Here is a 12,067-nt window from a genome sequence, read left to right on the forward strand (position 1 = left end):
TTTCGTCCTGCCCGGGCACCCTTACTGTGCCGGCATGCGATTGAAGAACTACCTCCATCAGATCAGCCCGGTGCTGTCCACGCCCCACGCTGCGCGACGCTTGTTGCGCATTTTCGCGTGGGTATTGCTGGTGGGCATCCTCGGCGGCGTGTACAGCTTTCTGCTGTTCACCTTCAATAACGAGATTTCTCAGCGGCGCAGCTACATGAGCAGCGCCATTGCCGAGGCGCACACCTTTTTCACCACCCGCGAGGCGCTACTGGAAAGCCTGAGTTTGTCGGCGACCCGGCAGACCGCGTTAAGCGCGCCGCTGTCTGAAGAGGAAATTCGCCTGTTGCTCGGACAGCCCTCGGGCAAGCAATGGAGTATCTGGCTGACCGAGCGCATGCGCGACTATCTGCAAGCACGCAAACTGAATCTGCTCTACGTCAGTAGCGGCGCCGAGGCGCAGGTATGGCGCCTGTACAACACAACGCCGATGGCCGGCGACTTCCCCGGCGCGATGCTCGAGCGCCTGGAAACCCTCAAGCGTGACAACACTAGCGCCCTCAAGGAAATCTGGCTGACCCACAACGCGCAAGGGCACTCGCAGCTGTACATCTTTATTCGTCTGGATGATCGCGACCTCGATTCCGGCTGGCTCGGTCTGGAGATGGACGACCGTGAAGTCTCCAACGCATTGAGCGACCACAGCGCTGGCGAGTTCACCATGTTCAACTCGCAAGGCATGCCGCTCTTCAGCAACAGCCACAAGCCGCCGCCCGGGCAGGATCTGCCGCTGCTGCGCCAGCAGGATTTCTTCGGCTTCGTCGGCGACGGCTGGCTGCCCGAGCAATTGGTGTTGCGCAAACAGCTGAAATCGTCGGACTGGCAGTTGACCTACTCCATCGACTTGCTGGCCGTGCTGTGGGCATTGTGGCCACAGATGCTTGGCGCGCTGGTGTTCTGCGTGGCCAGTATCAGCCTGGTGTGGCTGTTGATTCGGCGCCTGGAGCATCGCTTCATCATGCCGACCCTGCAACGGATTCAAGCCTTGGTCGAAAGCGAGCTGTTCAGCCGCGACGTGATCCAGACCGCGCCAGTGGCGCTCTGCGTGTTACGCCGCAGCGACGCTCGAGTGGTGCTGGAAAACACGCTGGCGCAGCAATGGCTGGGCGCCTGCAGCGAACAACTCGGCCCCGACTGGATCCGCGCAGCATTTGCAGAAAACGCGCCGTGCCTGACCGACTATTTCGAAACCGCCGACGGCCGCCACCTGTACCTGAGCTGCGCGCCGACCCGTTACAAGGGCGAGGACGTATTGCTTTGCGCTTTCAGCGACATCAGCGCGCGTCGCCAGATCGAAGCAGCGCTGGAGCAGGCGCGCCAGTCCGCCGATGCCGCCAACGAAGCGAAAACCCTGTTTCTGGCGACCATGAGCCACGAAATCCGCACGCCGCTGTATGGCGTACTCGGCACACTGGAGTTGCTCGCCCGCACCCGGCTCGACGCCCAGCAGAAAGGTTACTTGCGAGCGATCGAAGGCTCATCGGCGACCCTGCTGCAATTGATCTGCGATGTGCTCGATGTGTCGAAGATCGAGGCCGGGCAACTGGCGCTGGAACTCAGTGATTTTTCCGTCGTAGCGCTCGCGCAAGAAGCCGTTCAGGGCTACGCGGCAGCGGCACAGAGCAAGGGCTTGCAGCTGTACGCCTGCTTTGACCCGCAACTGCCCGACAGCTTGATCGGCGATGTCAGTCGTCTACGGCAGATTCTTAATAACCTGTTGAGCAACGCGGTCAAATTCACCGATTCCGGGCGCGTGGTATTGCGAGTCAAAGTGCTGACACGCGAAGGCGAACGCGTTTGCCTGCAATGGCAGGTCTCGGACACCGGGCGCGGGATCGCCCACGCGGATCAAGCCTGTATCTTCGAACCGTTCTACCAGACCCAAGGCAACAGCCATGAGGTGGCGGGCACCGGCCTGGGCCTGCCGATTTGCCTGCGCCTGACCCATCTGATGAATGGCACCCTGCGCATGGTCAGCGAGCCGGGGCTGGGCAGCAGTTTTTCCCTGACCTTGCCGCTGGAACAGCGCTCGGGTAATGCGCAGCCTGAAGGCAAGCCGAAGCTCGCGGCCGATACCGTTTACGTGGTGTCGCCGGTGCGCGAACTCGCCGAGAGCCTCGCTGGCTGGCTGCGTCGCTGGGGCGCTCTGCCGCATATCGGCGCACCGGCCTGCCACGACGGTGGCGACGATGGCGTGTTGCTTGAGTTGTGGCCTGCGCCGATGGAACAACGCAGCGAACTGCACTGGTCAGGGCCGCGGATTCTGGCGAGCGGCGATGGCGCGTGGGAGTCGCTGAGCAATGGCGACGGCTGGCTCGTCAACCTGAACGATCTGGCCGCGATCCGCCAGGCCGTGCGCCAGGCGCAGGGCGGCACCGTCATCGACCATCAGTGCCCCGCGCAACCCCAGGCGCTGGCGCCGTTACACCTGCACATCCTCGTGGCCGAAGACAATGCGATCAACCAACTGATCCTGCGCGACCAATTGCAGGAACTGGGCTGCACGGTGGCGCTCGCCAGCGATGGTGAAGAAGCCCTGTCGCTGTGGCAGGACGACAGCTTCGATGTCGTGCTGACTGACGTGAACATGCCGCGCCTCAACGGTTATGAGCTGGCCAAGGCCTTGCGGCGCCTGGGCTGCACCACGCCGATCATCGGCGCCACCGCCAACGCCCTGCGCGGCGAAGAGGCGTTGTGCCTGGCCGCCGGGATGAATCATTGCCTGATCAAACCTTTCACGTTGCGAGCCTTGTCGACCTTACTGGCTCCCTACCAACGAGTCGCCGATGAAGTCCTCTAGCCTGCTGATAGTCGAAGATCACCCGTTCCAGCATCTGTACTTGCAGAACCTGTTCAACGAACTGGGTGTGTTCGATCTGGAATTTGCCCGGGACGGCGAAGAAGCCTTGTGCCGTCTGAAGAACCGCGAGTTCGATCTGGTACTCACCGATCTGCTGATGCCGGGCATGGACGGCGTGCAGTTCATTCAGGGCCTCGCCACGCAGAAATCGCGCCCGGCCCTGGCGATCATGAGCGCCGCCTCGCGGCGCATGCTGATGGGCGCGAGCCTGGTGGCGAGCAACCTGCAAGTGAAAGTCATCGGGCTGATTTCCAAACCGGTCAACAGCGCGGCATTGCGCTGCCTGATCGAACAGTTGCGGGCATTACGTCAGGATGCGCCTGTTGCCATGCATGCCGGTATCGATCGGAAAAGTCTTTTGCGTGCACTGGACAACGCTGAGCTGCAAGCATGGTTTCAACCCAAAAAGGCACTGGACAATGGCCGCATCGTTGCCGCCGAAGCACTGGTGCGCTGGGTTCACCCCGACCATGGCACGCTGTTGCCGGGGCTTTTTCTACCGGCGCTGATCGCCCACGACCTTGAAGAGCATCTGCTCTGGCGCATGCTCGAACAGTCCATCAACGCCCAAGCCATATGGCGCCAGCAAGGCTATGACATTCCGGTGTCGATCAACCTGCCCACGCACTTGCTCAACAGCCACGACCTGCCCGATCGCATCCTCGCGTTTGTCCTGCAACACGACGGGTTGCCAGCGCGGATCTGTTTCGAGCTGATGGAGTGCTCGGTGCCCGATGACATCAGCAATTTCTACGCCGGGGCCTGCCGCTTGCGGATCAAGGGCTTCGGCTTGTCCCAGGATGATTTCGGCAAAGGCTACAGCTCTTACATGAACCTGGTGTCGGCGCCTTTTACCGAACTGAAAATCGACCGCGCACTGGTTCAGGGTTGCAACAGCAACGCCGAACTGGCGCAAGCGCTGACCAGTATTGTCACGCTGGGTCGACAACTGGGCCTGACGGTAGTGGCCGAAGGCGTGGAAACCGCGCAAGAACTTGCTCTGTTGCGTAAGATCGACTGCACTCAGGTTCAGGGTTTCCTGATTTCCCACGCGGTGTCTTCGGAGCAGTTCCAGCAGTTGCTCAGCCACGACGGCCCGGCAAATGTCTGGTGACCCACACAACGCAGTGGACGATCACCACTTGCCATCGAGGCCATCCATGTTCACTCGCGTAATCACTTTCACTGACCGGGCGTGTTGATGCCGCATCCCAATGCCTTGCTGGAAAAACTCGCCAGCAGCTCGCTGCGCCTGAACAAGGGTTTGCTGATCCTCGGCGCGCTGGTTTTGCTGTTGCTGGGCATCAGCTATCTCGGCGTCCAGCGCATGGTCGAGGAACAGCGCGATACGATGCAGTTCCACTTCGCCCGGCTGATGGAAAACATTCGCGAGCAGGAAGCGTTTCTCGGCGATATCTCACGGGCCAGCAACAAGGGCGAGTACTTTCCGGAAACCGTGGCGCCGCCGGTGATGCAAAAGCGTTTGCCCGAGGAAGGGCCGAACATCTATGAGGGCCGTGGCCTGCCGTTCTCGCTGCCGTTCAGCGTCAAGATCGATCCCGAGCGAATCGCCCCCAGCCAATACCCCAAAGTGTTTGCCCTCGGCAGCTATCTGGCGGCGTATTACAGCGCTTTCTGGGCGGCCTCGCATTACCAGTCGCCGCAGGTGATCCTGCTCAATGGGCCGGACAATTTCGATATCGCCGTGCCCGCTGCCGGCCGCTTGCGCGGTGCCGGGCAGACGCAGATCAGCACCTTCGTCGAGATCATGACCCAAAAGAATCTGCAACGGCGCGCGCAGACTTCGGCGCAAGTGCACTGGGTGCCCTACCCGTTCGCTGCGGTCGACAACGTTACCCCGAGCCTGCTCGCTTATGTGCGGATCAACCTGAGCAAACCGACGCTGGCCATCGAAGGGGCGAATTCCTGGATAGTGCTCGGTTCGCTGCTGAAGCTGTCACAGGTCAACAACATCGAGCGTTTGATGGAGTGGTCGATCTATGACGACTTCACCCTGATCACGCCCAGCGGCACGGTGTTGATCGGCGAGCTCAAGCCTGATCAGGTGCTCGATGAAGGCGCGAACCTGACCCGTGACGGTCTGGTGTTCAAGCTGAGCAGCCCCGGCGAACAGCACTGGACGGCGATCTATGTGATCAGTGTGCAGAGCTTTCTCGATTACGCGCTATGGCCATTGCTGTGCCTGTTGGGCCTGGTTCTGGCACTGCTCGCCTGCGGCCGCGCGCTGAATCGCTGGTACGCGCAACGGGTAATTCTGCCCGCCCGGATTGCCCACGCCAGCATCGCCGAAAGTGAAGCGTTCAGCCGTGCGCTCATCGATACCGCACCCACCGGTCTATGCGTGATCAGCCGTCGTGATCATCAGGTCTTGCTGGAAAACCAGCGCGCCCAGCAATGGCACGACACCGAGGAATTGATCAGCCTGCTCGAACAACAAGGCACGACTGGCCATGGCCACGCGGAACTTGAGATCGACCATCGGCATTTGCACCTGGCCTTCATCGCCACCCGCTATCAGGGCCAGGACGCGTGGCTGTGTGCGCTGCACGATGTCACCCGCCATGTCGAAGATGCAGCGGCACTGGAAATCGCCCGTCAGGCCGCCGATTCGGCCAATCAGGCCAAGAGCCGCTTTCTGGCGACCATGAGTCATGAAATCCGCACGCCGTTGTATGGCGTGCTCGGCACCCTGGAACTGCTCGGCCTGACCGATCTCGCGCCGCGTCAGCAGGCCTATCTGGAAACCATTCAGCGCTCGTCGACCAGCCTGTTCAAACTGATCAGCGACGTGCTGGATGTGTCGAAGATCGAGGCCGGGCAGATGAACCTCGAGCGTCAGCCGTTCTGCCCGCTGGAGCTGACCGAAGATGTGGTGCGCAGCTACGGCGCGTTTGCCCGTGGCAAAGGCTTGCAATTGTATGCCTGCATCGATGCGACGTTGCCGGACCAACTGTTTGGCGATGCGCAGCGCATCCGCCAGATCCTCAATAATCTGCTGAGCAACGCGATCAAGTTCACCGATAACGGCCGTGTGGTCGTACGCGTTCAGGTGCTGCAAAACACTGACGGCCGCGCCGAGGTGCAGTGGCAGGTCAGCGATTCCGGCGTGGGCATTTCCCAGGCGCAGCAAGAGCAATTGTTCGACCCTTTCTATCAGGTCAACGAGGCCGACAGTCATGCTGGGGCGGGTCTCGGTCTGGCCATTTGCAAGTGGCTGTGCGAGTTGATGCATGGCGACCTCAACGTGGTCAGCGAACCTGGGCTCGGTAGCCGCTTCAACTTGCAACTGGCGCTGGATCGGGCGCCGGGCAGCCTCGCCGATTGCCCATCGTTCGAGGCCGGCAGTGCCGCCGTTTATGTGCGCGCCCCGGTCGCCGAACTGGCGCAGCATTTGCTCGGCTGGCTGCACCGCTTCGGTCTGGATTGCCGTCTGGTGACGCATGAGTTGCCGCCGTCCTCGGCGCTGCTGGTGGACCTTGCGCCGCTGGCCAACGCCACGGTTTTCGATGGCCCGCGAATCGCCGCAATACCGGGCGGCCCCAACCCGGCGCAAATCAGCGGCAGCGACTGGCAGGTCGATGCCGACGATGTCCGCGCGATTGGCTGGGCGATTGCGCTGGCCAGACACGACACCCAGCAGCGGCGCGCGCCTTCGCAACAGGAGAAAACCCGAGCGCTGAATCTGCGCGTGCTGGTGGCCGAGGACAATGCGATCAACGCAGCGGTCATCAAGGAGCAACTGGAGGCGCTGGGCTGCTCGGTGGTGGTCACCGCCAACGGCGAACAGGCGCTGGCGCAATGGGCACCGGGGCGCTTCGACCTGCTGCTGACCGACGTCAACATGCCGGTCATGAACGGCTATGAGCTGGCCACCGCACTGCGCGAGCAGGATGCGAGGCTGCCGATCATCGGCGTCACCGCCAACGCCCTGCGCGAGGAAGGTGAACGCTGCGCCGCCGTCGGCATGACCGCGTGGATGGTCAAACCGCTGAACCTGGCGACGCTGCGCGCGCAACTGCAAAGCCACTGCCAGATTCCAATCGCGCCGGTCGCTGACATCCCGCCAGCGCTGTCGCCGAAGATGCGTGAGCTGTTTGTCTCAACGCTGCGCAGGGACATTCAAACCACCCTCGATGCGCTGGATGCAGCCGATGCCAACAGCGTCGCGCAACAGCTGCACAGCATGGCCGGTGCGTTGGGCGCGGTACAGGTCGAGGCGCTGGCCCGAATGTTCGTTGAACTGGAATGCCGCCTGACCGGTATGGCAATCACTCCGGCTCTGGCCGTCGAAGTACGTCAACAACTCGCGCGCCTGACAGACCTGCTCGCCACCCTTGAATAATTTCACTCTGGATAAAACCCCCATGGAAACCTTCAACGTTGTCATCGCCGATGATCATCCCATCGTCCTGCTGGGGGTGCGGGAACTGGTCGAGCGTGACCGAAGATTCCGCGTGGTCGGCGAAGCGGTGTGTTCCGATGGTTTGATCGATTTGCTCAAGGCCGGGCCAGTGGACCTGTTGATCACCGATTTCAACATGCCCGGTGATTCGCCCTACGGTGACGGATTGAAACTGGTGGAGTACGTGACCCGGCATTTTCCCGAGGTGCGTGTGCTGGTCCTGACCATGATTTCCAACCCGCTGATCCTGACGCGCCTGCAGGAATTGGGCGTGCTCGCGGTGATTCAGAAAAATCAGCTGCACGTGGAAATAGAAGTAGCGCTCAAAGCGATTGCCAAGGGCAACCGGGTACGCAGCAAGGGACCGGCGCCCACCTCGGTGCTCAATGATGGCGCCGATCTGGATGAACGCTTTTCCCGGCTGTCGCCCAAGGAACATGAAATTCTGCGCTTGTTTGTTCAGGGGCAAGGCGTTAACGAAATCGCTCGGGGTTTGAACAGAAGCGCCAAAACCATCAGCACGCAGAAAATTTCGGCGATGCGCAAACTTGAAGTCAGCAGTGATCAGGAGTTGCTGGCTTATTGCATCGAACGCAACTTGTTCAATTAATTAACCACTACCCGCGTTGCAACTTCCCGGCTTCTAGGGATCGTCTGATGTTGCAGTGCCACAACGAGTTTTATCGTGTTGTCTTTAACCCCACCAATGGAAAAGCAACATGAAAAAGCTGTCTCGCACGCTTCTCGCCCTGTCGATCTTCGCTGCCGGTAACGTTCTGGCGGCCGATCCGGTTGTGCCTACCAAGGCTGGCAGCGGCACCATCAACTTCACTGGCACCATCAACAACGATGCCTGTTCGATCGAAGGCGCCGGCAAGGACAAAACCATCTCGGTGAACATGGGCGAAGTGTCGATCAAGGACATGGGCACCGCGACCGCACCGAAGGGCAACGGCACGCTGAGCGTCGAGAACTTCGACATGAAGATCAACTGCAACGCAGGCACCAAAGTAGCGATGATCTTCGAACCGACCAAAGGCGCAGGCTCGGGCATCGAAACCGGCACCAAGGTATTGAAACTGATCGACGGTCTGGGTTCGGCCAAAGGCGTCGGCATCGCTTTGCTGGACGCCAACGGTGCGGTGATCGACCTGACTTCGCCAACCACTGCGCGCATCGAGAACACCCTGCAGGACAGCAACACCACGCTGAAATTCTCCGCAGCCTACGTGACCACCGTCGATCCAAAACTGGCCGTTGCCGGTCGTGGTGATGCGACCCTGCCGTTCACCCTGCAATACGAATAAACCGCGCGATTCATCGAGCACTGTGCGGGGCCGAACGGCCCTGCACTTTCCATTATTCTGCGCGGTAACTCTCCATGTTTTTACGTCCTTCCCTGTCCCTTTGCGCCGGCCTTCTCGGCCTTTTCGTCGTCAATCAAGCCATGGCCGGTATTTCCCTGAGCAGCACCCGGTTGATTTTCGACGGCAAACATAAAGAAGCCGGCATCACCGTGCGCAACAGCGGTGCAGACGTGTTGATCCAGTCCTGGGTCGATACCGACAGCGATGAAACCGGCACCGTGCCGTTCGCCGTAACCCCGCCACTGGTGCGAGTCAGCGGCGAAGAGCAGCAGATCCTGCGCGTCATCTATGAAGGCGCCGGCATGCCCAGCGACCGCGAGTCGGTGGTGTGGCTGAACGTGCAGGAAATCCCCCAGTCGGCGAAAACCGCCAACACCCTGCAGTTGGCCGTGCGTCAGCGCATCAAGGTGTTCTTTCGCCCTGCCGGTCTGAAAGACAATGCTTATCAGGCGCCGGCCGAGTTGACCTGGCGAGTGACCGAGCGCGCCGGCAAAACCGTCCTGGAAGTAAAAAACCCCGGCCTGTATCACGTGTCGATTGCCGATATCACCGTGCAATCCGGCGCTACCAGCGAGCATCCATTCGATTCGATGATGATCGCGCCCGGTGAACAGAAAGAGTTCGCCCTCAAACAACTTCACGCGGCCAGCTCCCTGCGCCTGTCATTCAGCAGCATCAACGACTATGGCGCCCGCGATCGTTATGTCGCGCAACTTTCCAGCAGCGCCGAAGTGAGCGCCAGCCCGGATAAAGAATCGCCATAACTCGCGTGCCGCTTTTACAGCCGCACTTTCACTGTATTTCTCTTCGCTCCGTTAGTTCGTATCGGAGGTGATATAGGGTTCCTGCATGTTTTTACTCAAGCGCGATGGCCTGGCGCCGTTTTCGGTCGCTCTGGTCTTCAGCACAACCTGTCTGGCTGACGCCGAAGAACAATTCAATACCTCGTTTCTGCAAGGCGCGACGTCCGCCATCGACCTGCAATCGCTGCTCGCCGGCAGCCGCGTTCTGCCCGGCACTTATCGGGTCGATCTGTATGGCAACGATATGCTGGTGGGCCGGCGCGATATCGACTTTCGCCGTCTCCCCGACAGTCACAAGGTCGAAGCCTGTCTGACCCTGGACATGCTCAAGCAACTGGGCGTGGATATTGGCAAGTTGCAGGCCAGCGGCAAGCTCGACGTCGCCGATGCGGATGCCTGCCTCGACCTGCCCGCGCTGATCGACCACGCCACCGTGCGCTACGACGTGCCGCGCCTGCGCTTGCTGGTCAGCGTGCCGCAGAGCGCGATGGAGCGCGGCCGCCGTGGTTATGTCGACCCCGCGCTGTGGGACGAAGGTGTACCGGCGGCGTTCATCAATTATCAGGTGAGCAGCAACCGCAACAGCAGCGACGCCAATACTACGATTGCCAATAACGTCGGCCTGCGCAACGGCATCAACCTCGGCGGCTGGCGCTTGCGCAACGAGTCCAACTTCAACAGCAGCACCGGCCGGCCCAGCACGTTCAAGAGTAACCGCAGTTATCTGCAACATGACGTCACCGCGTTGAAAGGCCAGTTCAGTGCCGGCGACATTTTCTCCGACGCCGACCTGTTCGACAGCGTGCGCTATCGCGGCCTGAAACTGGCCTCCGACGATGGCATGCGCGCCGACAGCGAGCGCGGCTATGCGCCGGTGATTCGCGGCATCGCGCAATCGAGTGCCACCGTCGAGATTCGCCAGAACAACTACATTCTGTACACGGCCAACGTGCCGCCCGGGCCGTTCGAGATCAGCGATATCTACCCCAGCGGCTCCAATGGCGATCTGGAGATCACCGTGATCGAAGCCGATGGCCGGCGCCGGGTGACGGTGCAGGCGTTTTCCAGCCTGCCGATCATGGTGCGCGAAGGGCAACTGAAATACAGCGTCTCGGCGGGCCGCTACAACAGCAACAGCGATGACCAGCAGACGCCGGAGTTTGTCAGCAGCACCGTGGCTTATGGCTTCAGCAGTAACCTGTCGGCAATTGTCGGTACCCAGGCCACCGAGAATTTCCAGGCACTGTCGATCGGCGCCGGGCGCAATACGGCGATCGGCGCAATCTCGCTCGACCTGACCCACTCCAACAGCCGCACCTTTGGCCGCACCGTCAAGGGCAACAGCTTGCGCGCGTTGTACGCCAAGACCTTCACTGGGACTGACACCAACTTCACCCTCGCCGCCTATCGCTATTCGACCGAGGGCTATCGCACCTTGAGCGAACACGTCGAGGAGCTGAGCCGCGAGGGCGAGCAGCGCACCGGTAACTCAAAAACCCGCACCGATCTGACCGTCAACCAGAGCCTGGGGCGCAATCAGCAGTTCGGCAGCATCTACCTTAACGCCAGTGATCAGCGTTATTGGGGGCGCGGCGGTTCGCAGAGCCTGTCAGCCGGCTACAGCAACTATTGGGGTGATGTCAGCTACAACCTCAGTGCCACTTACACCAAGGATGTCGGCAACTACGGCCCGGCGAACAACGACACGCTGTTCAACCTCTCAGTGTCGTTTCCGCTGGGCTCCAAGCCCCGCGCGCCGCGAGCGTTCGTTTCGGCCAGCACGCAGAAAGACGACAGCAGCACCCAGGTCGGCATCAATGGCTATCTGTCCGAAGACAGCGACACCTATTACTCGGTACAGGGCGGCAACAGTCGCATTGGCGGCAGTACGGGTTCGGCCAACCTCAGCACGCGAACCTCATTGATGGACATCAGTGCCGGTTACAGCCAGGGCCGTGGCTATAACTCACAGAATCTCAACGTCGCCGGTTCGATCGTCGGCCATGCTGGTGGCATCAACCTCGGGCAGACCGTTGGGGAGACGTTCGCGCTGGCCCAGGTCGAGGGTGTTGAAGGCGTGAAGATCGCCAGCTTTTCCGGGGCGAAAACCGCTGGCAATGGTTATGCGGTGGTCTCCAACGCACAACCGTATCGGGTCAACTGGATCAGCCTCGACACCCGCGATCTGGGCGGCGATTTCGAAATTGAAAACGCTACCCAGCAAGTGGTGCCGCGCCGTGGTGCGGTGGTGCTGGCGCGCTACGCGAGCAAGACCGGGCGCCGGGTGCAGTTTTCCCTGTTCGACGCACAGCACCAGCCGATTCCGTTCGGCGCCGCGCTGGAAGACGCCGCCGGCAAGCAACTGGCAATCTCCGACCCGAGCGGCAAGGCCCTGGCCCTGGTCGAGGACGACGCCGGCACTTTGACCATCAAGTGGCAAGGCCAGCGCTGTGAAGCGCCGTATGCACTGCCCGAGCGTGACAAGGCGCTGAACTACGAACGCGCCTCACTGGTGTGCCGCCCGGCGCAAATGCAGGAATGAGCTTGGGCGTCAGTCGCATCATCG

Annotated in this window: 7 protein-coding genes; all 7 read left to right on the forward strand. The window is 61.0% G+C overall.

Annotated elements, in window-relative coordinates; all coding sequences use genetic code 11:
* The first annotated feature begins 34 nt into the window (after positions 1-34).
* Positions 35-2,848, forward strand: a complete 2,814-nt coding sequence (locus ACZ0AZ_RS25745) for an ATP-binding protein (RefSeq protein ID WP_463538427.1) — start codon at positions 35-37, stop codon at positions 2,846-2,848.
* The gene (pvrR, locus tag ACZ0AZ_RS25750) at positions 2,835-4,022 is read left to right on the forward strand and encodes a response regulator cyclic di-GMP phosphodiesterase PvrR (protein ID WP_415762063.1); all 1,188 of its coding nucleotides are present in this window, start codon (positions 2,835-2,837) and stop codon (positions 4,020-4,022) included. Before ACZ0AZ_RS25745 ends, pvrR begins: the two co-directional genes overlap by 14 nt.
* Before the next feature lie 87 nt (positions 4,023-4,109).
* Positions 4,110-7,271 (forward strand): hybrid sensor histidine kinase/response regulator, encoded by a 3,162-nt coding sequence (locus tag ACZ0AZ_RS25755; RefSeq protein ID WP_463538428.1) that lies wholly within the window; start codon positions 4,110-4,112, stop codon positions 7,269-7,271.
* A 22-nt stretch (positions 7,272-7,293) separates the two neighbouring features.
* Positions 7,294-7,941, forward strand: a complete 648-nt coding sequence (locus ACZ0AZ_RS25760) for a response regulator (RefSeq protein ID WP_463538429.1) — start codon at positions 7,294-7,296, stop codon at positions 7,939-7,941.
* A gap of 109 nt (positions 7,942-8,050) precedes the next feature.
* Complete coding sequence (locus ACZ0AZ_RS25765) at positions 8,051-8,638, forward strand: fimbrial protein (RefSeq protein ID WP_463538430.1); 588 nt, start codon at positions 8,051-8,053, stop codon at positions 8,636-8,638.
* Between the two features lie 74 nt (positions 8,639-8,712).
* Positions 8,713-9,462, forward strand: a complete 750-nt coding sequence (locus ACZ0AZ_RS25770) for a fimbrial biogenesis chaperone (protein ID WP_463538431.1) — start codon at positions 8,713-8,715, stop codon at positions 9,460-9,462.
* 85 nt (positions 9,463-9,547) lie between these two features.
* Entirely contained in the window at positions 9,548-12,043 is a 2,496-nt protein-coding gene (locus tag ACZ0AZ_RS25775) for a fimbria/pilus outer membrane usher protein (RefSeq protein ID WP_463538432.1), read from the forward strand.
* Positions 12,044-12,067 lie beyond the last annotated feature (24 nt).

Source organism: Pseudomonas sp. AC239 (assembly GCF_979258545.1).

Coding starts and splice junctions, on each gene's coding strand:
- ACZ0AZ_RS25745 (WP_463538427.1), top strand. CDS start 35: ATGCGATTGAAGAACTACCTCCATCAGATCAGCCCGGTGCTGTCCACG.
- pvrR (WP_415762063.1), top strand. CDS start 2,835: ATGAAGTCCTCTAGCCTGCTGATAGTCGAAGATCACCCGTTCCAGCAT.
- ACZ0AZ_RS25755 (WP_463538428.1), top strand. CDS start 4,110: ATGCCGCATCCCAATGCCTTGCTGGAAAAACTCGCCAGCAGCTCGCTG.
- ACZ0AZ_RS25760 (WP_463538429.1), top strand. CDS start 7,294: ATGGAAACCTTCAACGTTGTCATCGCCGATGATCATCCCATCGTCCTG.
- ACZ0AZ_RS25765 (WP_463538430.1), top strand. CDS start 8,051: ATGAAAAAGCTGTCTCGCACGCTTCTCGCCCTGTCGATCTTCGCTGCC.
- ACZ0AZ_RS25770 (WP_463538431.1), top strand. CDS start 8,713: ATGTTTTTACGTCCTTCCCTGTCCCTTTGCGCCGGCCTTCTCGGCCTT.
- ACZ0AZ_RS25775 (WP_463538432.1), top strand. CDS start 9,548: ATGTTTTTACTCAAGCGCGATGGCCTGGCGCCGTTTTCGGTCGCTCTG.